At 52.7% G+C, this 22,762-nt stretch carries 18 protein-coding genes and 1 pseudogene; 14 read left to right on the top strand and 5 right to left on the bottom strand.

All coding sequences use genetic code 11. The features are described 5' to 3' along the window. Positions 1–5 precede the first annotated feature (5 nt). The 8 genes from MW046_RS16925 (at position 6) to MW046_RS16960 (ending at position 7,838) form a co-directional block, all read left to right on the top strand. On the top strand, positions 6–734 hold the full coding sequence (locus tag MW046_RS16925) for an SAM-dependent methyltransferase (protein ID WP_247995369.1): 729 nt from the start codon (positions 6–8) through the stop codon (positions 732–734). Beyond that, entirely contained in the window at positions 731–889 is a 159-nt protein-coding gene (locus tag MW046_RS16930) for a hypothetical protein (protein WP_247995370.1), read from the top strand. Before MW046_RS16925 ends, MW046_RS16930 begins: the two co-directional genes overlap by 4 nt. Further along, complete coding sequence (locus MW046_RS16935) at positions 889–2,463, top strand: ABC transporter substrate-binding protein (RefSeq protein ID WP_247995371.1); 1,575 nt, start codon at positions 889–891, stop codon at positions 2,461–2,463. Before MW046_RS16930 ends, MW046_RS16935 begins: the two co-directional genes overlap by 1 nt. A gap of 155 nt (positions 2,464–2,618) precedes the next feature. Next, complete coding sequence (gene nikB, locus MW046_RS16940; protein WP_247995372.1) at positions 2,619–3,563, top strand: nickel ABC transporter permease; 945 nt, start codon at positions 2,619–2,621, stop codon at positions 3,561–3,563. Between the two features lie 35 nt (positions 3,564–3,598). Next, entirely contained in the window at positions 3,599–4,456 is an 858-nt protein-coding gene (gene nikC, locus MW046_RS16945) for a nickel transporter permease (protein WP_247995578.1), read from the top strand. Continuing rightward, the gene (locus tag MW046_RS16950) at positions 4,453–5,544 is read left to right on the top strand and encodes an ABC transporter ATP-binding protein (RefSeq protein ID WP_247995373.1); all 1,092 of its coding nucleotides are present in this window, start codon (positions 4,453–4,455) and stop codon (positions 5,542–5,544) included. Before nikC ends, MW046_RS16950 begins: the two co-directional genes overlap by 4 nt. Beyond that, positions 5,541–6,614 carry an ABC transporter ATP-binding protein gene (locus MW046_RS16955; protein ID WP_247995374.1) on the top strand — a complete coding sequence of 358 codons (1,074 nt, stop codon included), beginning with the start codon at positions 5,541–5,543 and terminating at the stop codon, positions 6,612–6,614. The genes MW046_RS16950 and MW046_RS16955 overlap by 4 nt, the downstream gene beginning before the upstream one ends. Positions 6,615–7,454: 840 nt before the next feature. Continuing rightward, positions 7,455–7,838 (top strand): cupin domain-containing protein, encoded by a 384-nt coding sequence (locus MW046_RS16960; protein WP_247995375.1) that lies wholly within the window; start codon positions 7,455–7,457, stop codon positions 7,836–7,838. Between the two features lie 246 nt (positions 7,839–8,084). On the opposite strand, the gene MW046_RS16965 is transcribed toward MW046_RS16960, so the two are convergent. Next, a complete protein-coding gene (locus tag MW046_RS16965; RefSeq protein WP_247995376.1) occupies positions 8,085–8,270 on the bottom strand; it encodes a DUF7124 domain-containing protein in 186 nt (61 codons plus the stop codon). A 3-nt stretch (positions 8,271–8,273) separates the two neighbouring features. Then, positions 8,274–8,563: pseudogene (locus tag MW046_RS16970) on the bottom strand (nucleoside recognition domain-containing protein); the annotation flags it as partial. A 1,318-nt stretch (positions 8,564–9,881) separates the two neighbouring features. On the opposite strand from MW046_RS16970, the gene MW046_RS19650 reads away from it, so the two are divergent. The 3 genes from MW046_RS19650 (at position 9,882) to MW046_RS16980 (ending at position 13,436) form a co-directional block, all read left to right on the top strand. Continuing rightward, complete coding sequence (locus tag MW046_RS19650) at positions 9,882–10,079, top strand: DUF1450 domain-containing protein (RefSeq protein ID WP_368411435.1); 198 nt, start codon at positions 9,882–9,884, stop codon at positions 10,077–10,079. Continuing rightward, a complete protein-coding gene (locus MW046_RS16975; protein ID WP_247995377.1) occupies positions 10,076–11,620 on the top strand; it encodes a sulfatase family protein in 1,545 nt (514 codons plus the stop codon). Before MW046_RS19650 ends, MW046_RS16975 begins: the two co-directional genes overlap by 4 nt. 844 nt (positions 11,621–12,464) lie before the next feature. Continuing rightward, the gene (locus MW046_RS16980; RefSeq protein WP_247995378.1) at positions 12,465–13,436 is read left to right on the top strand and encodes a C-terminal binding protein; all 972 of its coding nucleotides are present in this window, start codon (positions 12,465–12,467) and stop codon (positions 13,434–13,436) included. Positions 13,437–13,820: 384 nt separating this feature from the next. On the opposite strand, the gene MW046_RS16985 is transcribed toward MW046_RS16980, so the two are convergent. Both MW046_RS16985 and MW046_RS16990 read right to left on the bottom strand, forming a co-directional pair. Continuing rightward, positions 13,821–14,690 (bottom strand): universal stress protein, encoded by an 870-nt coding sequence (locus MW046_RS16985; protein ID WP_247995379.1) that lies wholly within the window; start codon positions 14,688–14,690, stop codon positions 13,821–13,823. A 110-nt stretch (positions 14,691–14,800) separates the two neighbouring features. Further along, positions 14,801–16,075 (bottom strand): hemolysin family protein, encoded by a 1,275-nt coding sequence (locus tag MW046_RS16990; protein WP_247995579.1) that lies wholly within the window; start codon positions 16,073–16,075, stop codon positions 14,801–14,803. 516 nt (positions 16,076–16,591) lie between these two features. Between MW046_RS16990 and MW046_RS16995 the strand changes: the two genes are divergently transcribed. From MW046_RS16995 to MW046_RS17005, 3 genes are all read left to right on the top strand, one after another. Continuing rightward, a complete protein-coding gene (locus MW046_RS16995; protein ID WP_247995380.1) occupies positions 16,592–16,834 on the top strand; it encodes a hypothetical protein in 243 nt (80 codons plus the stop codon). A 117-nt stretch (positions 16,835–16,951) separates the two neighbouring features. Further along, complete coding sequence (locus MW046_RS17000; protein ID WP_247995381.1) at positions 16,952–17,665, top strand: phenylalanine--tRNA ligase beta subunit-related protein; 714 nt, start codon at positions 16,952–16,954, stop codon at positions 17,663–17,665. 34 nt (positions 17,666–17,699) lie between these two features. Beyond that, a complete protein-coding gene (locus MW046_RS17005) occupies positions 17,700–17,960 on the top strand; it encodes a hypothetical protein (RefSeq protein WP_247995382.1) in 261 nt (86 codons plus the stop codon). 15 nt (positions 17,961–17,975) lie between these two features. Here MW046_RS17005 and MW046_RS17010 read toward each other — a convergent pair whose 3' ends face one another. After that, a complete protein-coding gene (locus MW046_RS17010; protein ID WP_247995383.1) occupies positions 17,976–21,221 on the bottom strand; it encodes a type 2 lanthipeptide synthetase LanM family protein in 3,246 nt (1,081 codons plus the stop codon). Positions 21,222–22,762 lie beyond the last annotated feature (1,541 nt).

A 22,762-nucleotide genomic window follows, 5' to 3' on the forward strand; every position in this document is an offset into this window, starting at 1 on the left:
ATCACGTGACCCTGTACGGAATCGGGCTCGGATCGGGTGCAGTCGGCCTGCTCACGGTTCGTGGTCGTAAACAACTCGGAGTGACTGACATCGTCTACTCACCGGGGCGGCGCTCACAGGGCGTCGCAGTGGAGTACATCCCCGAATCGAAAGTAGAGGATTTCGAATTCCCGATGAGGAGTGCCCCCGAGGAACTACGAGTGGCGTGGAAAACAGCGGCTTCCGAGGCCGCGCCGCGGGCACGGGATGGTGATACTGCGTTCGTCACACTCGGTGATCTGTACATCTACTCGACGTTCGGTCGTCTCCGGCGGACACTGCAGGTGGATCACTCTGACGTTGATATCGAGGCGGTTCCAGCCCGTCATCGGTTGACTGTGGGAAGGCCCAACGTGTTTAAATTTGAAACCACCAATATATCAAATGAGCTTGTTCTACTACAACCCGAATTGTTTTATGTGTCACGGAAGTCGTACGGAGTGATGGCCCACCTATCGATCCCATACGAAGAAGAGGCCGATCAGGCCGTTGTCCTCCACCGAATACCTGATCGTATCGAAGCCACCCAGGAAAAGCTTGACTACAAACGATGTGACCGAAAACGCCAGATTTCGAGAATTAGAGGCTCCAGTCAATGGCGCTCACAGGCGGATATATCGGGCGCTTTAGGAGACATAGAGTATGAGCAACAACGATCCGTCGGCCGTAACACTCAGCGGTGTCAGTATCGATGAGGCGGCGACGACCGCTGGGTTTTCTCGCGACGGCCAAAGCCGGTCAGGAACTGTTCGAGACAGCAGTGGGTGAACTACAAGGGCTCACCGAGTGGTTGCAGGACCAAACCGCACGTTCGAACGACCGACAGAGCGACGAAGAACGCGAGCGCTAATGACGAATCTACGAAACTACCGAAACAGTCGACGAAGCGTGCTGAAAGCAATGACGGCTGGTCTCGCCGGACTTGCGGGTTGTAGTAGTGTCTTACAAGGAGATGAAAGCGATTCGACTTCGGAGCAGAAGACGACCTTTCACATCGGAACACCCTGGAATCCGGACTCCCTCGATCCGCTCGTCAAAGGGTGGATGTTCCGGAAGCTGAACATCATCGAACCACTTGTGATCGCCGATTACGATGCATCGGTCAAACCGGGCCTAGCGTCCGAGTGGACCACGAGTGACAACAAACTCACCTGGGAATTTACACTTCAGGAAGACGTTTCGTTCCACGATGGAACCCCCCTAACTGTCGATGCGGTAGTCAGTTCCCTCCGGAGGAGTTTCGAAGCTGATTCGCTGGCGAATCTGCCCGTCGAGTCCATTTCTGCGAAGGGAGAGCGTGTCGTCGAAATCGAAACGAGCACGCCGTTCGCACCGCTTCCGGCACATCTCACCCGCGCACCGACCAGTATCGTTGCGGAGGATTCGTACGACAACGACGGTGATATCAAAAAACCGATTGGTACAGGACCGTTCCAGTTCGACTCATGGACGCAGGGTGAGCGAATCACTGCCGTGTCGAACTCGTCCTATCGTGGCCAGACGCCAGCGATAGACACACTCGTCTATGAGAGTGTTCCGGACGAGCAGACGCGGGTACTGAAACTCGAAAACACGGAACTCGACATGGCGCGCGCACTGTCGGGATCGACGATTTCCACACTGGAAGACCGAGAGTACCTTGAACCCGTCGATTATGCGGTTCCAAGATCTCGATATCTCGTCTACGACACGACATCGTCTCCGTTCGACGATGTGAAAGTGCGCCGTGCAGTCATGCACGCGATCGATCAGGAGGAGATCGTCGGAAGCGTGTTGAACGACCTCGGTCCGGCTGCCATTGGTCCCTTCCCACCGGAGGTTACCGACTGGGCTAACACAGACCTCGAACCGTATCCGTACGAGCCGCAAACAGCCGAACAGTTACTCGCCGAAGCCGGATGGAAGGCGACGGGGAACGGACGAGAGAGAGACGGAGAGACACTAGAGATCGGCCTCTGGACCTACGATGCACGGACACTCCCTCTCGTATCCGAGGTCGTCCAAGGGCAATTGTCACAGGTCGGGTTCAGTGTGAACCTTCAGGTGATGGATTACAGCACTATCGACGAACGTGCGAACAGCGAGGAGTTCGACCTTGTGATGTGGTCGAACTCGCTCCTCTGGTATTCGGATCCAGACCGACTCGCAGATTTCGTCCACTCCAAGGACGCGACAATGTTCAGTGGGTATGCCAACGACCGCGTCGACACGCTACTCGAAGAGGCGAGGCGGATTCCGGATGCCAACGAGCGGAAACGACGATACGACGAGGTGCAGTCTATCGTCCAACGAGACGTCCCCATCGGCTGGCTGACGTACGTCACAAACGTGGTCGGGATGAACGCCGGCATCGATGGGTACGAACCACTGCCGACGGAGACGTGCTATCATCTTGAAAACATCGAGTATGACATGGAGAAATAACCGCCGTTACGAGCCACTCTCTCGAAGTTGGCCTTCAGTAAGCAGACACAACATATGATAGATGGTATAATCGACACCGCTCGTACGACCCAAATGATCAGAATGCGGAATCACTCATCGGATATTACACTACAAGTCATTCAGGAATAAAGCGTATGAATCGATACTTACTGAAACGGTTCGGGACGACCGTTCTGGTTCTCATCAGTGTATCTATACTCACGTTTAGCATGGTTTTCGTCACGCCAGGGGACCCAGCTGTCACTGCACTTACCGAACAGATGGGTCATCAGCCGTCAGAAGAGGCAGTGTCGGAATTTCGAGAGCAACACGGTCTAAACGACCCGTTCGTTGTCCAGTACGTGAATTGGCTTACCGATGTACTGAGCGGCGATCTGGGGGTGTCGTATAGCTCCGAGCAGACGGTGGCTTCGATGATTGGACAGCGGCTACCGAACACGATTACACTCGCTGTCGCCGCGATGGCTGTCGCTATCGCGATCGCGCTGCCCGCTGGTGTCGCGAGTGCGACGAATCCAGGCAGCCGAATCGACTACGCGGCACAGTTCGGTGCGCTGGTGGGCGTCTCGATGCCGAACTTCTGGCTCGGATATCTGCTCATCATGATCGGTGCCCTCTGGCTGAATATCTTTCCTGTCTCCGGGGCTGGCGATCTCGCACATCTTGTCCTCCCAGCGGTGACCTTAGGCTCGGGAATGGCTGCGGTCATCGCGCGGTTGGTACGAACAGCGATGCTCGACGTATTCGACGCCGCGTACATCGACACTGCCCGGTCGAAGGGGTTACGGGAGCGAATCGTGGTGTACAAACACGCACTCCGGAACGCACTCGTCCCCGTCGTAACCATCGTCGGACTGCAGTTCAGTTACGTCCTCAATGGGGCCGTCGTCGTCGAGGTCGTGTTCCAGCGGCCGGGCCTTGGGACGTTGCTCGTTGACGCGATCTTCGCGCGAGATTATCCTGTAATTCAGGGAGTGACGCTGCTCGTCGGCGTCATCTTCGTACTGACAAACCTGATCGTCGATCTGACCTACCAGTTTCTCGATCCGCGAATCGACCACGGGGGTGAGCCAGTGTGAGTGGAGAGGTCTCTAGCGATGCGTCTCCAAGACCAATCGGAACGCGATGGCGGCAGTGGTATGAGGCGCTAACGACGACGCGGCTCACACAGCTTGGTGCCAGCATTGTGTTTGCTCTGTTCCTACTCGCGGTATTCGGCCCGATCATATCGCCGTACGATCCGACTACACAGGCACTCGCTCACAGGCTAGAAGGTCCGTCGCTCGTACACCCGTTCGGCACCGATCAACTCGGACGTGACGTGCTTACGCGGCTTCTCCACGGCGCACGTCTCTCTCTGGGTATCGCTGTCGTCGTAACCAGTGTGCGCCTCACACTCGGAACGATCGTCGGGCTCGTCGCTGGGTACGCTGGCGGCTGGATCGATGAGGCGTTGATGCGACTTGTCGATACACTACTGGCATTTCCGGGAATCGTCCTTGCACTCGTGATCGCTGGCATCCTCGGCCCGAGCCTCACGAACGTGATGGTTGCACTCGCGGTCGTCGGCTGGGCCTCATATGCCCGCTTGGTTAGGAGCAGCGTCCTGTCGGCTCGCGAGCGGGAGTTCGTAACCGCGTCGCGGCTTCTCGGCCGCTCGCGCGCTCACGTGCTCGGTCGACACCTAATTCCGAACGTCATCGCACCGGTCGTCGTTCTGGCGACACTTGACATCGGTGGCGTCATCTTGGGAACGGCAGGGCTCTCCTTCCTCGGACTGGGTGCACAGCCGCCGACGCCCGAATGGGGGACGATGCTCGCATCAGGTCGGAACTATCTGCGGACCGCGTGGTGGTTGGTAAACGCCCCCGGTGTCCTGATCATGCTCACTGTCTTCGGGTTCAACCTCCTCGGCGACGGTCTCAGAGACGCACTCTCGCCGACTCAGTCGGTCCAGATCGAGCAACTATGACGAACGAACTCCTCCGCGTCGAAGATCTGCAGACGCAGTTTGACTCAGACCAAGGTACTGTCCACGCCGTCGACGGTGTCTCTTTCGGCGTGAACCGTGGCGAGATTGTCGGTCTCGTTGGCGAGAGTGGGAGTGGTAAGTCGGCCACTGCTCGGTCGATCGTCCGACTGGAAGCCCCGGGGCAGATCACCTCGGGAAGAATCACACTCGATGGACAGGACCTGACCGCCGTTGACGAGGCGACGCTTCGTCGCATCCGAGGCGACGATATCTCCATCGTGTTTCAGGACCCTCACGAGACGCTGAATCCGGTGTTTCCCGTCGGTGAGCAGATCGCTGAGGCGGTTCGAATCCACGAAGAGGGTTCGTCACAGGGGCTCCTCGACTTTCTGGGCGTCCCGCCGTTCCGAAACCGTGCTGCGTGGGAACGAGCCAAAGACTATGCCGTCGAGTTGATGGAACAGCTCGCTATTCCCGATCCCAACCGTAGCGCTGACGAGTACCCCCACGAACTCTCCGGCGGGATGCGTCAGCGGGCGACGCTCGCTGTGGCACTGGCTGGCGATCCAGATCTACTGATCGCTGACGAGCCAACGACGGCTCTGGACACGACGACGCAGGCTGGGATACTACGACAGATACGGACGCTTCGGGACCAACGGGATCTGGGAGTTTTGCTGATCTCTCACGACATCGGCGTCATCGCTCAAACCTGTGACCGAGTTGTCGTCATGTACGGCGGACAGGTGATGGAAACCGGACCAGTCGACGAGGTGTTGACTACGCCAGAACATCCCTATACCCGAGCGCTCCTCGAGTGTTCACCGCGGAATCTCGCTCGTGGCGACCGATTCAGGCCGCTCGAAGGAAGCCAACCTAACACAATCAGCAGTCACGACGGCTGTCCGTTCGCGGACCACTGTCACCTCGCGACTCCTGACTGCCGTAGAGGGGACATTCCAGTCACCGAACGCGAACCCGACCACCGCGTGGCCTGCATCGAGACACCCTTGGAGCCATGCAGAGACCCGACCGCCGCTGGCGAAAGTCCGAACAAGGTCGCCCCCGACGGTGGTGACAACGAGTGACAGCGTACACCACGAAAGATGTCGATCAGCAACGCGACACGACGATCGTCGAGCTACGAAACGTCGATAAGGAGTTCACGACGACTCACTCGATCCTCGACCGGCTATTGGGCAACCCCTCGCCTGCAAGAGCGGTGTGTGACGTCTCGCTTTCGGTCACCCAGGGAGAAACAGTCGGCCTCGTCGGCGAAAGCGGGTGTGGAAAGTCGACGCTGGCGAAGCTCGTTACTGGTCAGCTGACACCGGATAGCGGAACTGTCCTGCTCGATGGCGAGCCTGTCGATGGATATACGACCCGATCCGACACGCAACTTCGTCGTATTGGCGTTGTGTTTCAGAACGTCCGCGAGAGTTTCGACTCTCGATGGTCTATCCGGAGATCGATCGCAGAGGCGTTTGGTCCAAAGCAACAACCCGACGCTACGACCGACCACATCGAAGACCTACTGGAGCAGGTAAATCTCGACCCCAAGGTCAGGAGACGATATCCAAGCGAACTCTCAGGTGGACAGCTCAAACGGGTCGCGATAGCACGCACACTCGCTCATAACCCGGACCTTGTGGTGCTCGACGAGCCCGTTTCCGGTCTCGACATGGCGACGCAGGCTACCATTCTCGACCTACTTGAGGACCTGCAGCACCAGTACGAGGTCGGATATCTGTTCATCTCTCACGATCTCAACGTGGTTCGGTATCTCGCCAATCGGCTGGCAGTCATGTACGCCGGGGAGATCGTCGAACTCGGACCGGCACAGACTGTCTTCGAGCAGCCGGGCCATCCCTACACGGATGCGCTGATGCGCGCGATCCCGAGCAACGATCCGGCTGATCCGCCGCCGGAGCCGTTACCAGGAAGTCCACCGGACCCGTCAAACCGACCGACTGGTTGTCCGTTTCATCCCCGGTGTCCGTACGCAGATAAACAGTGTGAGCGCCACCACCCGGAGTTCGAACGTGTCCACGATGTTCAATCTCGATGCCACTACGCTGAGGATGTAGCCGAAGGAACCCAGACGAACAGCCCCCGAACGAACGACAGGGATCAGCAGTTTCACCGATCCAACTCATGAATACGTACTCACCGACCCCACAGTCGATTCGTCACGACGGCAGACGCTGCACAGAAGTACGGTGTCCTCATTATCAGAGGTGGGTCCACGGGATCACCAGCTGGTGTATTCATCACCCGCGGGCCTCAACACTGTCGGACCGCTCGCACGGAACATCGGATGCATAGTCTATCTACAGAGCACACGGATACGAGCATAGCGTCAAAAAAATCAGTCGAAAGCTGACTGAGTGACCGGGCCATCACTATTGTCAGCCCAGTTGAACGCCGGTTCGTTCTATTCCGACGGCGATACCCGGTACTAGTTCTTCTTGTGCTTCGAACAGCGCGATTCTCCGCTCGGGACGGATTCACCACATTTTTCGCATTTCGACATGCAGCCATATTTTGTATATGAAGATACTTAATTATTATCATTAAAAGCAATTTTATTAATGGAGGCTAGATGTGCGATTCTCACAAGTGTCTTTTAATACGGCTGGTTCGTCTTGTATGCCATCGGTTACAATAACGAAGCGATCGTTCAGTATCGAGCCCGGTGAGCGAGATCGTTCGACGGCCGTCAGTTTTCATTCGCTTTAGCATCTGTCCCTACGCATTTTGTCTCGTTGCCGTACACAGTGAGACGTCGTGCGACCCGACGTGTCCCGATCTAGAAATAGCGCGCTAATGGCTTCAGTCATCTCCCATCGTCTTACACGTGATACCGACCCGTCCATGGTCTCTCACTGATAATGGATACGGTATATTATGCGAAGATTAGCATCTATGTTCGTTTATTTCCATCATAGATAATAATTCTTAAGAAGGTTTTATTATCAAGTCCCTCTAAAAGAGAATGATGACCTACCGAAAAGTGAACTACGCCGATGTCGAACCCGTCTCTGATGCGATGCATTTTCTGAGTGAACCACTTGGGTGCCAGCAGGTCGGCGTCACGATTTCGCGGTGTCGTCCTGGATGGCGAAGCAAACCACACGATCACGCTGACGACGGGCACGAGGAAATTTACGTCCTCATGCGAGGGACTGCAACAGTTCGCATTGACGACGAGTATGTGTCCGTTGAGGATGGCGATGCTATCTGGATCGCACCAGAAGCGACGCGACAAATCCAGAACGGAGATACCGAAAGCGCATTCGTGCTCGTCAGTGCCCCCGAATTTCATTCGAATGGGAACGGGGACGCCGATGATGCCTGGTCACTCACTGGCTTTCATGGGTGAGTTGCAATCCGAACGAGGTCACAGATGAGATAGTCGTTTAGGGGCAAACGCCGAATACGCTGAAGAGTCCATTCATCTGATGGACAGGGGTCTGTCCTGAGCGGCCACCCAGCTTTTCGAGCAGCCATCTCACCGGTAAGATGGCTCCAATCATCAGGGGGATCGTTGGAGAGTGTCTGTGGTAATCCACCGATCGTAACGATTCGTCTGAAAGTGCTGACAAGCATCGTCACACCAACATATTGACTAGTCGGTCGCGCGAAATCCATCCACGAGGTGACGCGCTTCGAATGCTCGTACAGCGTCGTGCTCGACGGTGACAAGTCCTACGTACCGTGCCCATCGCCCCGCGTCGACGATGGCAGACCGCGGTTGTTGTAGACGACGCAGTGCTGCACGCTCGAACGCGAGCGTCATTGATTCTGATGCCATTTTTTAGAATATGAACGCGCCACCACACTGATAAGCAGCGAGAAACTGGCGGCAGCTGCTGTCTGACGAAGCATCATACGCCCTGCGTACCTCGAAGAGAGTCCCTTCGTAACCGTGATTGCCGTGACCAGACAGGGAAGCAACACCCCTAGATAGACGGCCGTCAGTACCTGTACAGAAGTCATCGCGGACAGCGTTGAGCTGAGTCCATCTGACTGTAACAGGAGCAATCCGTCCTTACGGATCGATGCCAGAACGACAACGGGTGCCGTCTCACCGGGGAGGTTGAAGAGCCCATTGGTAAGAGAGCCTAACCATCACGTTCAGTAGGCAGAAACAGTCGACCAGAGTATGACGAAGGCTAGACGACCTACGAAGACCGATTCCCAACCTTTAGAAGGATATCGAGGACTCCGACGACCAGTCCGATACCGACATAGGCAAGAAGTCGGGTCGGCTGACTGAGACGGTAGGAGTATACGAATACTTTCAGAAATCAGTTGAGAAAAAGATCAACAGTGAAAGAATTACTGTCAACACTCTCGTAAGGGATGGCATAGAAACACAGTAGAGACCTATAGCGGATAGATAACCCCACCACACGGCCGCCTCATAGATATCATGAATTCAGTTATAAATAAAGTGAATTAATCAAATATTGAATGATACTGATGTCATCTGTCTGTCGCACGGTCAAACGGATCCCGGAATAACATATGTCGAATGGATGAAACAGGAAGACATCACTGTAGAACAGGCGACGTCACAGCTAGACGTGGATGAGTGTCTAGTGCTGTTCGTGCCGAACGAAAACGGTAACACTCAGCCGTTCATCATGGACAACTGTCCCAGCGCGATCCCGGCGTGGAAGTTCGCACCCGCACGGCGACCGGGAATACCGCCGTCCTCAAGCCAGCCTCACAAGCACCCATCAGGGCGAAGAAATTCGTTGGATATCTCGGTGAGTCGGCCTCCCGGTAGTAGTTCATTCCAGCTGATAGCGGAATCACTACTGACAGATCATTGAATTCTGTGACGGAAATTCCACCCGCCCTTTACAAACATACTGCTGTAATGCAATCCTGACTCCGTTATAAACTCCTACTACAGTATCTATAAATTATTATATTAGTTGTAGGGTGATGAAGTGAGTGGATGATACTAGCATTACCTAATGTCGATTTCCCGGGACAGATCATCAACGTGCAGTCAAGCCGTCCAGATTCAACGACACGATATCCGCCGGCCTGATAACCACGAGATCAGTGGCGGAAGCGTCAACTCAGTCATCCCAGTTCCCCCTGACAGACGGAGGCGATCGAATCTCCATAGTCCTCGCGAGTAGCGATCTCATTAGGCGTGCTCAAGGCCTTCTCAGCCATCATACGTGGGCATATGTGACAGTGTAGACGCAACGAAAGCGCTAAACGACGGACAACATCTAACGTGACAGGTTATTCCTCTGCCACCGATCACATCACTTCAGTGTTAATAGTATTAGATAGATCCAGTCAAAGAACATGCTGGTTCGACGGAAAACATTGGTTTCTAGAATATCGTATTTAGGTCCCTGAGGGGCAGTTTTATTAGCAACCCTGTGAATCACTGCTTATGATCGAATACTGTATCGATAACGTAGATGCTGCCACTCACAGCCAGCTTTCTAAATTGTCAGGGGTGCAGGCAACGCCCTGTCTCGGACATTGCGGACTCTGTTTTGAGAGCCAATTCGTCGTAATCAACGGCGAGTTCCGAGCCGTCGAGCCCGACGAAGACGTATTTGCAATTAATCGAGAAAAGAAAAGATGAAGGTTCTCTTGCTCTCGATCGATAGCCTTCGACGTGATTTTCTCAGTGCGTATCAAGATACACCGACGGTCCTCGATTACGAGGTCAATACGCCGAACCTTGACTGGTTCGCCGAGAAGGCCACCGTCTTCGAACAGAACTACGCTGGTAGTCTTCCGTGTATGCCCGCAAGACGTGAATGGCACACGGGAATCCAAGAATTTCTGTGGCGGCCATGGGGTCCTATCGAACCCTTTGACGACACGCTTCCACAGTTAGCCCGTAAACAAGGAATTCTCACAAAGCTCATTACAGACCACTATCATTATTTCCAACACGGGAGCCACGGATATTACGAGGATTACAACGGTTTCGAGTTTATACGCGGACACGAGACAGACGCGTGGAAAACAACTCCACAGCACCCCAATGGGAGGCTTCTCGATCAGACTACGAATGCCCGCACCGATCCACCAGACAGCGTTCAGTTCATGAACCGGGTACAGTACGCCCGGAATATCGCCAACTTTGATGAAACGGACGAGGAAGACTTCTTCGCTGCGAAGGTGTTCTCTCGAACGGCGGATTGGATCGCCGAGAATCAGGAATGGGATGACTGGTTCTGTTTCGTCGATAGCTTTGACGTGCATGAACCGTTCCACTGTCCGGAACCATACGCCTCGATGTATACCGACGAGGATCCACGTGACGCGTCACTGCCCACCTGGCCCTACTACGGGCGGGTTGATGAGGGACAAAGCGAACTCTCAGATCGGGAAATCGACTTCGTGAAATCCCAGTTTGCCGGAAAAGTAACAATGGTGGACCACTGGCTAGGAACAGTATTCGACACCCTGACCGAACTTAGCGCGTGGGACGACACGATGGTGATAGTCACTTCCGATCACGGATATATGCTTGGTGAACACGGCTGGATAGCAAAGAACATCATGCCGATCTACGATGCGATCGCAAATACGCCGTTATTTGTCTGGCATCCTGAATCGGTTCGTAACGACGATCGTGTGAGCTCTCTAACAAGCGCAGTCGACATCTACGCGACAATTCTCTCTGCGCTGGGAGTGTCGGTTCCGGATCAGACTCACAGCCAAAGCTTCCTCCCGTTACTCGAAGGGAAGGCAACCAACCATCGTGAATGGGCTCTCTATGGGATGTGGGGATCGTCCGTGAACGTTGCTGACGGTCAGTACACGTATATGCGACCCTGTAACCCGGACGAACCCACCTACTGCTACTCAACCACGATGATGGATGCGTGGGGGTATTTCACACCGACAGAGCCAAAGCAGGATGTTGAATCTGGGCGGTTCCTACCGTATACGGATACACCGGTCTGGCGGTTCGAAGGGCCATCATTCGAACAACACGACGATATCAAACTCTACGATACCGATGCCGATCCGGAGCAATCGACGAATCTCGCTGGGAACCATCCTGCCGAACAGCAGATGGAAGACTTACTCGCCGATGCTCTTCAGGTTCTCAAGGCCCCGGAGAATCAATTCGAACGGCTCGGATTAACACCGCCAGAGGCTAAGTGAGCACTCGGTCTCGAAAAGCATCTTCACCGCTGTTACGATTTCTACAATATTCGTTGAATGGTGCTCCGGTGTGGTTATGCTCGAATATGCACCATTGAACCGGGAAGTCTCACCAACAATTTCTTTTTCTTCTGTTCGAGGGATTCGTAGAAACCTCCGGGATCGATATCGTGGACTGCTGTGTCCTTGCAAGGCATAGCCTACGAAGATACGATTGCATACCCTTCGAGAGTAAATACGAAATCACTGATCTCGTGTGCACACTGGGCTATCCATGCTGTGTAGCGCACTAGAAGCCGTCCGCCATCGCATTGCCGCTCATCAAAGCACTTCGAATCCTCCCCCGACTATCTCACCGTCGCCCTCCCGCCGAAGACGCCGCCACATCCGCGAAGACTACCAGCGTTTCACCAGCATCTGAGTGAAGGAGAGACACCCCCTCATACATTATTGATTAGATAATGCTGGAACACCTTATCCTTAGATGATAAATGCATAAATATTTTAATTATATTAATAATATTTAATTTATTATTTCATGCTACGAGAGGGAGTCTATCAGTATAGTAGTCAATTTCAGATACTGGGCCGAACGTTCCGCGAGTAGCCGGTAATCGGTGATTCATCGGAACTCTGATCAGCAAGCGGTGGAAGGTCTTTCTAACATATCACCTGATCCATGGGAATTCTGTTTAAGTCCAAGCACGTGAGGGGTGATCTGAGTGAAAATGCTGACAAGTTAACCACGTCATCGAGTGTAAGGCACTGACTGATCTCTCATGTCCTCCACGGACTCAATTACGTCTACCCGACAGTATAAATTCCTACAGCAGTGTGTCATAGTATGAGGCGAGAGGTTCTCATCAGTGATGACAAGACTGTCGATCCATCGGTTCAACAGAAGATCCTCGCCGAAGTTGATGCCGAAGTAAGACAGGCCAAAGCACGAACGGTAGAGTCCGTCGTGGACGCAGTTCTGGGTGCGGAGGGACTCATTGTAGATGCGGCGACACCCGTCACCGCGGATGTGTTCGAGGCCGTCGATTCGCTTCAAGTGGTTGGACGGGCCGGCATCGGCGTCGACAACGTCGACATCGACGCGGCAGAATCCCATGGCGTCACGGTAGTTCACGATCCGGCCTACTCCGTGGACGAGGTGGCGACCCACGCGCTCGCGTTACTGCTTGCGGTGGCTCGGAACGTCCACATTTTTGACCGTCAAACCACTGATGGGGGATGGAACTGGAAGGAGGGCCGACCGATCCACCGTCTCCGTGGATCAACACTTGGTCTGGTCGGGTTTGGAAAGATCTCGCGCCGGCTCGCAGCGATGGTTCAAGGAATGGGACTCGACGTTCTCGCATACGATCCTTACGTCCCGGACCACGAGTTTGCGCATTTCGATGTCGAGCCAGTCGGCTTCGAGGACCTGCTTGCTCGGTCAAGATACGTTTCCATCCACGTTCCGCTGTACGACGACACCCGACATCTCTTCGACAGGGCGGCGTTTGAGCAGATGCGCAACGACGCGATTGTGATAAACACTGCCCGTGGTCCCGTTGTCGACGAGGATGCGCTCTTGACCGCGCTCGATACTGACGAGATCGCTAAGGCTGGTATCGACGTGATGGTGTCAGAACCGCCGGACGAGTCACCTTTGCTTGACCGCGAAGACGTCATCGTTACTCCTCATACCAGCTGGTACTCGGAAGCCTCGCGGCGCGACTTGAGCAAGCACGTGGCCCGAGATGTCGCCCGCGTACTGGCCGGCGAGGAGCCGCGGTCGCCGGTGAATACCTCCGTAGCGTGGCTCTGAACCAGGGATGTATCAGAAATATCAATATTGTGATGGTGTGCAGCAGATCGTGCTGAAACTGGTCAAACAGCACTTACGGCTAGTACCCACCGAGTGAGAGAACACCTCGCCGTGTCCGGAGGACGAAATGCTGTTTATTTCAAATACTACCATCCTATTAGAATCTGTTCGTGGATCACGTCGCCGCGACCACACGACAGACGCTCAGTGGCGTCGGCCACTCACTGACTGCTCTCTTCCAGTATAGGGAGCAAAAACGGATTCGGATGACGTGGTCAGTCGACACGTCTGTCCTCACAGCGCCCGCATGATCGAGGTAACACATGATATCTCGCCGGAGATTCTATCAACACAGGTGTCGGAAACCATTCCTACCGACAAGATTTACTCAGGTTCCGCAACAGTCATTACGGGAACCGGCACAGAGCGCACAGTCTTTTCAGCAACACTGCCAAGCAGTATGCGCTCCGTGCTTCGTTTCCCTGTCGTACCCATTCCAACGGCGTGTATGTCGTTCGATTCGATACAGTCAAGAATTTCCTCGACAGGCGTGCCGTGTTCAATATAGCCAACGGTATTGGCAACTCCACGTGTTTCAGCCTCGGAGACGACAGTGTCAACAGCGTCGGTCGCAGCCTGTTCACTTTCCTGTCCAGAAATCGTCGACCGGATATCCGGCCCGAGTGCGGAGTCGTCCACGACAGAAAGGACGTGTACGGTTGCATCAAGCGACGCCGCAAGCTCAACGAGATGCTCGGTAGCATACATCGCAGCGGAACTCCCATCCGTCGGGATGAGGATGTTTTCGTAGGGGAAGACGATCGTCTCATCGGCCTGCAGGTGGACTGTGAGAACAGGAACCGAAGAGAGCCGGACGACCTTCTCGGATACACTTCCAATGAGGTATCGTGAGATCCCCTCGCGGCCGTGGGTCGGCATCACGACCAGATCCTGATCATACCGCTCGGCGTACTCAACAATTGTCGGGGCCGGATTGCCCTGGACGATGTCGGTGTCGTATGAAACTCCGAGTGTGTCCAGCGTTTTTGCGGCCTCGTCGACGATTTCCTCACCCCGTTGTACAAGCCCATCGACCGTATGGCCGTCAACGGTAGTGACACTGTGGCGCGTCGTGTCGGCAACGTAGAGCACTTGGATGGTCGCGTCGGCCCAGTGAGTGAACTCGCTGGCGTGATGAAGCGCCTCAGCTGCGCCCTCGCTACCGTCGAACGGAAGGAGGATGTTCTCGTACATGACTCGATAGGCAAGGGTACGTTTGCCGGCTTCCTAATGGTTTTCACCCATCTTTCGAGGTAGTGGCTTCCAACTGGAGGAGATCGACTCAACCGCTGAGATACCGCCAATCAACCAGGGGTGCCCTCTCCGACCGACGGCCTCTCTTCGACCGGATCGGCGACGTCGCGGTCGACGGCCACCCGGACCTTCTGAATGCGGGTGTTTTCCACCTGTTCAGCCCGCAGCGTCACGTTCTCGTGGCCAAACTCCTCTCCTTGCTCGACGAGGCGGCCCGCCCGATTGAAAATGAAGCCCGCGATGGTCTCGAACTCCTCGCCCTCCGGTAGTACGATGTCAAGAATCTCGTTGACCTCCTCGATGTTGACCGAGCCATCCACCAGGACTGTGTCGTCAAGGAACTCGATCGGGTGGTCCTCGCCACCCACCAGAATCTCGCCAACAATCTCCTCGGTCGTGTCCTCCATCGTGATGAGGCCTTCGGTGGCTCCGAATTCGTCGATGACGATGACCATGTGCATCCGGTTCTCACGCATCTCTGAGAGGAGTTCATCGACGTTTTTGGACTCGGGGACATGGAGCGTCGGGTTGACCACGTCCGCCACCTCAAGGTCAGCGAAGGCACTGTAGTTGGACTCCTCCAGGTCACGGATGTCGAAGATGCCGATCACGTTGTCCAACGAGCCCTCGTAGGCCGGCAGGCGGGCGTGCCCCGACTGGATACATTTCTCAATGGCCTCCTTGACAGTCGCGTCTTGGGAGATGGCCGCCATGTCGAGGCGAGGAGTCATCACCTCCTTGGCAGTGGCATTGGTGAATCGCAGAGCACGGTGGAGCAGTTGGCGTTCCTCCTCGTCAAGGATCCCCTCGCGCTCGCCTGTCTGAATCATATTCCGGATCTCGTCACGAGTGACGTACGAGGATTCGATGGACGAGCCGCCACCGGTAATCTTGTTTACGGCATTTGTCAAATGGTAGAACAGAGTGACGAGTGGCCACAACGCTTTCCCGACGAATTTTAACGGTGTGGAGACGGTCCGTGCCCATGAGTCGGTGTTCTTGACGGCGTAGGACTTGGGTGCACTCTCGCCGAACAGCAGGACTATCGACGTGATACCGAACGACGATACCAGTACTGCCGTGCCCGCGTCGAAATAGAAGCCGACGATGGTAGTCGAAATAGAGGACATTGTAATGTTGACGAGGTTATTCCCTACCAGAATCGTCACGAGCAAGCGGTGGGGGTCCTCTTTGAGAGACTTGACTACCCGTGCGCCACGCTTATCCTCCTCAACCATCGCGTCGATCTGATGGGCCGGTAGGGAGAATAATGCAATCTCTGACGATGAAAAGAATCCAGACCCCATGATAAGAATCAGGATCATGAAAATACCGATCACGGTAACTTCCGTCTGCCCCAGTTCGACACCGACGACCGGTACAGTGTACAGTGTGATACTGGCTTCAGACGCTGCTGTAAGCACAGATGACCACCATCATTACCACCCATTACTAGAGCCGAAAAGTAACTCTTGTGTAACCGGGTCGGAGTCGCCGTAGAAGCCAACGAGTTCGTCGTAGAGGACCAGAGCAAGTTTCTGATGATCTGTAAGCGTAGTTCGAGAAGCACGATCTCCTTGTGGGATCTCTCGCAGCCGATTGTCTGAATTTCGATACATTGGTGGAGAAACAGTTGGTCAAAAAGGGTAGCACGAGACAAACGCCCCTCAGGCTAGAAAACAGAGGAGATATCCCATATACCGCACGGGAAGGGAGACGATAATCACCGAGCGTCGGAGATAAGATATGTCCAACACACTTAAGAGGAATTAGGGAAGTTTTACGATTCCAGGCGTAAAACCACCAATATCTCGACTAATATAACAGAATTCATAACAGTAATGGGAAACGAAAACGAATATCAGTCTGATCTCATCGTAAAATCATCATTCCCAACAAAACGGGTGAAGCTTGAGCCGGGGATGGGACTGTTCGCAAATCGACGGGTCTGGGCGATCGTGAAGGAAGCAAATAAGAAGATAAACACAGAGCACGTGCCGGAGGGAACGTGTGTCGGACAGATCCACTGGCAAGATGATAGGATCATCACTCACGACCTTGATAAGACGTACCTGACTGATTAATGTGCCGATAATTTATCAATCTTTAATTTTTCTCAGCTCCTATCTCAAAACCACTGAGCAATTAGGTAATTTATAGAAAATTATAACAACTCCGGTTATAAAGGTAGGTATGTGGTAATGGATAGCAACACAGTATTCGTCACGGACGATGTTCGTGCTCTGGGCATCAATCCCGTGGGGTGTCACATCCGGAATCTCGACGTTCAGGCAGAAACAGACGCATTGGATGCGGAAATCAACGAAATCAACCAGCTGACTGGTGATGCTTCGGAGGTGGTAGAATCCGATGTGGTTAGTGGGTCACGGGAGTTGTTCCGTCGGCTTGGACGACCCGATCAAGAACCAGCTGGGGAACAACTCGTCAAACTAATTGAGGCGAGAGGTTTTAATCGCAACAACAACGTTGTCGACGCGTACAACATTGTAGGAGCACGATCGGGCGCGATCATGGGAATGCACGATGCAGGTGACATCAGCGGCCCGATCACGATCCGTCGGGCAGAGGGTGGCGAGACGATGCTCCCCATCTTCCACGAGGAGCTAGAGACAGCCGCAGAGGGCGATCTTATCTGGGAATCCCAAGAAAGGATCCTTGCGCTCCTCGGCCCTATTAGCCGGGATGCTGCCCCATTCAAAGTCACCAACGATACCACGGAGGTGGTGATAATGGTGCCCGGTAATCCGACCATGTCTGAGGCAGACGGCCGTGCTCTCTGTCAACAGACATTCGAACTGATCAAGCGCACGTGTCCGAGCGCAGAGATGGAGTTTCTTGATGTGCAGCGTGTCAGGGCTATGAGCAACTGTGTAGCCACGCCTGCGGACGACTGAGACAATCGTTGTCCTCAACTCCGGTCCTCGTTTCGTGAGTGTGATAGTCGGAGCCGACCAGAACACGACAGCAGTAGCATCACTTTTCGGTCCAGCTATCGAGCATCGTTCTTGCTGTCATCGCCACTGGCGTATCTATGCAGAGCCAGCAGACGTCAGTTGGCCCACCGACCAAGTCGCGCTTGAGCAACTCTACGAGCCGGTTGTAGACAGCTTTTCACGAGCGACTGCCGACACTGTGCTTGCAGAGCCCGATCACGTGTGGCGGCTGGTGGATCTGCTTCCGCCAGTGTAACGGTACTCAGAACGTTCACTCCCACAAGAGGACGCATGGGAGCGTTTTGGGATCTATTATTCGTAACATTGAATATCCAATTCCAGAGATACCATGGAAAAAGGTCGGATCTATTATTTCGGTTCCATTGAACAACGTTTGATAGGTACCAGTCTGCCGCTTTCGTTCGAGTGCCCCTCCAAGTAACTCACGCGCCATTCCGGAACACTGGTTGTATCGTTCGTTAGCTTCTATCAAAAACTCAGCCCGTCCTGCATTCCCACAGCAGAGGTGATCAAACGGTCTTGCTTCATCTGATACCGCACCGTTTACGGCGCGCTCGATTCCCTGTGTGATCAAATCATCGGTGGCGTACTCTGCCATACCGAGTCGTGAGAGACCGATCCCGCTTCTTCCATAACACCACTGGTCTGGATAGGTCTCCTCAGTTCGTTCCCGTTCATCTGGCCAATTTTTGGCCGTCTTTGAATATGTTTGTGCCTCATATTCGAGAGCTTCGAGGGCTGCTTCACGGTATGTCCTGTCCTCAGTGGCGTCCCAAAGACGAAGCAAGGCATATGCGATACCGCTAATACCATGGGCGAATCCGGTTAATGGGGGTGAGTCGTTTAAAGTCTTCCAAACACGACACCCATTTTTCGTAACCCGGTTATCGAGTAGATGATCGCCACACGTTGCCGCAGCCGACACTAATTCGGAAGAGTTCTCTCGCTCATGTGTAGCGAGTATTCCATGGATTGTACCAGCAGCTCCTGCGATGACATCGTATGAGTCATCCATTTCAATGAGATCCTCTGTTATAAAATCCACAGAGCGGATGGCGTCTGCGAGTATTGTTTGCTCATTGAGTAAATCACTAACAACTGTCAGTCCATACGCCACGGACCCAATACCGACTGCGCCCCCAATATTTGAGAGAGCTGGAACCCTTTGTTCTGATTGGACTGCCTCACGAATAGGGCGGACTGTCTTGAGCGCGAACTCACGATACTGATCTTCGCCAGTTAGATGATATAAACCGGCACCGAAGATTGCAATACCGCACCGACCGATATACACCGATCCGTCAGTAGGTCTAAGCGTTAGCGGTTCAGTTTCTGCTGTTTTTTCAGGTTTGATTGAGGTCCAGTGATATGTCCCATCATTAGTTTCGGTAGCCATTGTACGTACATGTTTAAATATTCTCTCTGCCTCTTGTTGTAATTGTTTATTATTGACTGATTTGCGCTCAACTGTTGGCTCTCTTACCATATCCTGTGACGCAGTTGGTGTCATCTCGAAACAGCGACGGATCAACTCCACCTGTTCTCGCATATCTGCGCGATCAGCCGATTCGATTCGATCTCGGGATCGCTGCATTCCCGAAGTATCAGCTTTCACATTGAGTTGCATCCCATCCATCCGAATGGCTGTCTTGTCCGTCTGACACGTAAACCGAGGTGGATCATATCGCTTCAGGGCTCGCCGTTCAGCATCATAGAGTGGCCACGGTTGGGGCTCAGTGACTTGTCCATCACAAAACGGTACAGCCAACTGCTCCATCTCGATGCCGAACCTAGCTCCATCCTGGAGACACGCCCGGGAAGACAGTGACCTAAGGATACTCGCATAACGCTGTGTAGGTCGGTACACGACACGGTTTTCAACCGATTCAAAGGCAGTATAGAATCCAATTTCATCGGCCAAACACCCACTATCCCGGAGATTCATTATGGTCTCATAAGTACTCTTAAAGCCATTCACAATAGCAGCTAAGTACTCTTCAGGAGGCTGATCAGTGTTATTAATTTTAGGAATGTTATCATCCCGTCTGATTCGGCCTGGCTTGGGTTCGACAGACATCACATCCGTATTACTTGCTTTTATCTGTGGGAAAGATAATACATCAAATATGAAATCTTCGGAGGATACTCCTATTCCAGAAGCCCCACTCAGCATCTCAACATCAATATCATCATACATATCCTCACTACCGTATGGAAGCAAACTACTGAGAAGGACACTATTATCAACTAACATTCCAGGCCCTGATCGAGTCGGTTTCCGACTTATACCGATGTATGGATGAAAAACCGTCTCGGCGTCGACTAGTACTGGATATTCACCTGTAGCAATGAAATTCTCATAATGACAATCTGAAAACTCTAAGAAATAGGATATAGATATTAGAGACCCTACCCTCTGATAATACCGCTCAACTGCCTCTCTGTCAGGACATTCCCCGTTCTCAATCCATTCCATCCAACCATAGTCATCACGAACGACGTATGTTGGTGCTTCGAAGTCGGGGACAGGAAGGTAGTCATTAAGCTGATCAAGTACTTGATAGAAGATTGCTCCAGCTTTGACGCTCCGAGGTTTGTACACAACTGTGTGGCCAGATTTGAATCCGACACGCATCACCGCACGTCCATCACCATGTGTATCGTCGGCAAGCGGTTTGAGATCTATTACATCACCAAGACCCCCGTCTATGTCAAACTGATCGGCTATCAGTTCTCGATCTTCTTGTAGACGGTTGCAAAACTCCCGGAAATGCTCTTTCCATTGCTGCATCTGTATCACTAGCAACCGTGCAAAGATAGGATACTCTACACACAGATCAGCTATCCCACCTGTAAATATATATTTAATAAACTCATCATAATATTCAGTGGGTAATTCTTCGAATTCATCAGGGTTAGAAAATGCTAGCTCTCTATCATGATGTGCGATGAACGACTTGAATTCAACATATAGGATTCGAGTAAAACGGATCTCGAAACGGTGTCGGAACCACTCAATCATCACATCAATAATTTCTTTGGAAAAGGCATTTCTAACCGATTCTTCCAAAAATTCATCTCGAACGTGTGCTGCGATAGCGGCCGTTATCTCTCTAAAATGTCTATCATTTCCCATCTCATAGTCAGATTCCCTCTGGTCGAGAGTGAGGGAAACGTTTTCAGGATCTCGCTTCTGCACCGCTGCAACAAGTTCGTCAAGAAGAGAGATCCACTCGGGCAGCGTCTCACTGCTGTCAAGTTTTCCAGAGCTGATTGCTTTCCGACAGTCCTGCCTCGACACTCCCTCATGCTCCAGCCGTTGATCAAATGCCTCTTCACTTGGAAACATTTCTTTCCAAGCCTGAAAGACTTCCTTTACTTCCGCCTCGTTTCGCTCTCCATGTACAAGAGCATCAGGATTAGCAATCCGCTCAAGAAGTGTTCGCGATCGCCCGGCGATAATACGCTTCTGCCTTTTGGTAAATATCTCTGTCATGTATTAGTGGCTATTGGATGGGGGGTGAGTCCCCAGTCTCGATAGTAGTTCTAACATGTGATGCCCGCACTGTTCGCGGAATTTCCAGAGATGGCATTATTGCTATAGTTGATCTAGCTATTGAAATCTTTGACCTCATTGTCTTATATATTAATGTACTTGTATATATTATTTTCCTTTCCAGCAACATTTTAGTGGGTGAGATACCACCCGAAAATCGATAAAAGGAGAAATCCTATATTAGTACTTAGAATATTATAAAAATAATAGATAAAATTAGATAGTTAATGAGATAGCAGAATAGAGAACACTAATACAAAGCAGCAGTGAGAGAGTGTGTCCAGCCCCATTGGTATCGGTTTAGCGCAGGCACTATTCCATAACACGGTGGGACTGAATTAAGAGATCAATGCTGCGAGATAGGATCATTCTCGGTCTCTGGGATCCTCTATGCTGGAAAGCGTGAATCAGGTGTAGTTAGTCAGTGAGATTCCCGGTGGACGTTGATAAATACGGCTTCAGCATTCGTCGACGTCCATTCTTGTGTCAGATCCAGATCTAGCATTTCTCATTCAACGAATAGAACACTGTCATCTGATCGGAGCAACAGATCATACAAGCTTTCGTGGCTAAATAACTTATTAATATTCATTATTACTCACATAAGGATATTATTAATTGTGATCCAGTTCTGCTATATACAATACTATAAATAAAGGGAAAATTTTAATATTATACATGATATCTGTATCTATGATGTCAGCGACTCAATCAAGCACTGACACGACGTACAACTCAACGAACACCGATCTCAAATCTGAGTTTGATAGCGAATTCAAGACAAACGGTGGTAGTGCTACTGACCAGACGTCTCCAGCTAAATGTCCGACAGCAATCTGTACCTCTGGATGTTCATGGAGTTTTGCCTGTAATTGTTAGTAAGAAATAAGGAGTATGGAGTTTGTGTAAGACGGACGGTTCTATGACTAGAGATCACCACAAAGAGGTTGTCTGACACTTCGGTGAGGACGATCTCGATCGGTTGCTCACAGAAACCGCGACGACAAATCAGTGGGCGGCTTATTTTCGTAAAGCGCCTCTACGAAGGCGCAATGCAGAGGGTTTCGCAGACATAGTCAGCAAGTCCTCCACGCCGGCACTCGTTGGGCGTGTCGATGGAATGAGGACGGAGTCAAGGTCCTCACGCCGACTGGATCGGCAGGCTCAGCGATAATGAGCAAGAACAACTCCATGATGGCCAACCGTGAAGCAAACGGGAGATTCAGCACCTCATCAAGTGGAGTTCGACGTCGAGATACATCGTATTCTTAACCGTGGGATAACTCGCAGCGGCTCTACTACGTTGATAATTCACCCATCACCCGACCGCTGGTTCCCATCTTGGAACTAGCGGTCGGCTTCTACACACTCAACAGTGGGAAAGTACAGTCAGCTTTCTCGAAGATCAGACGAAAAAATTCATCTGCGATATCCGAACGGATCCGCGAGCAGAATCCCTGTGTAGATTCCACTCGTCTTAG

This window comes from Halocatena salina (genome assembly GCF_023115355.1).
GTDB lineage: Archaea > Halobacteriota > Halobacteria > Halobacteriales > Haloarculaceae > Halocatena > Halocatena salina.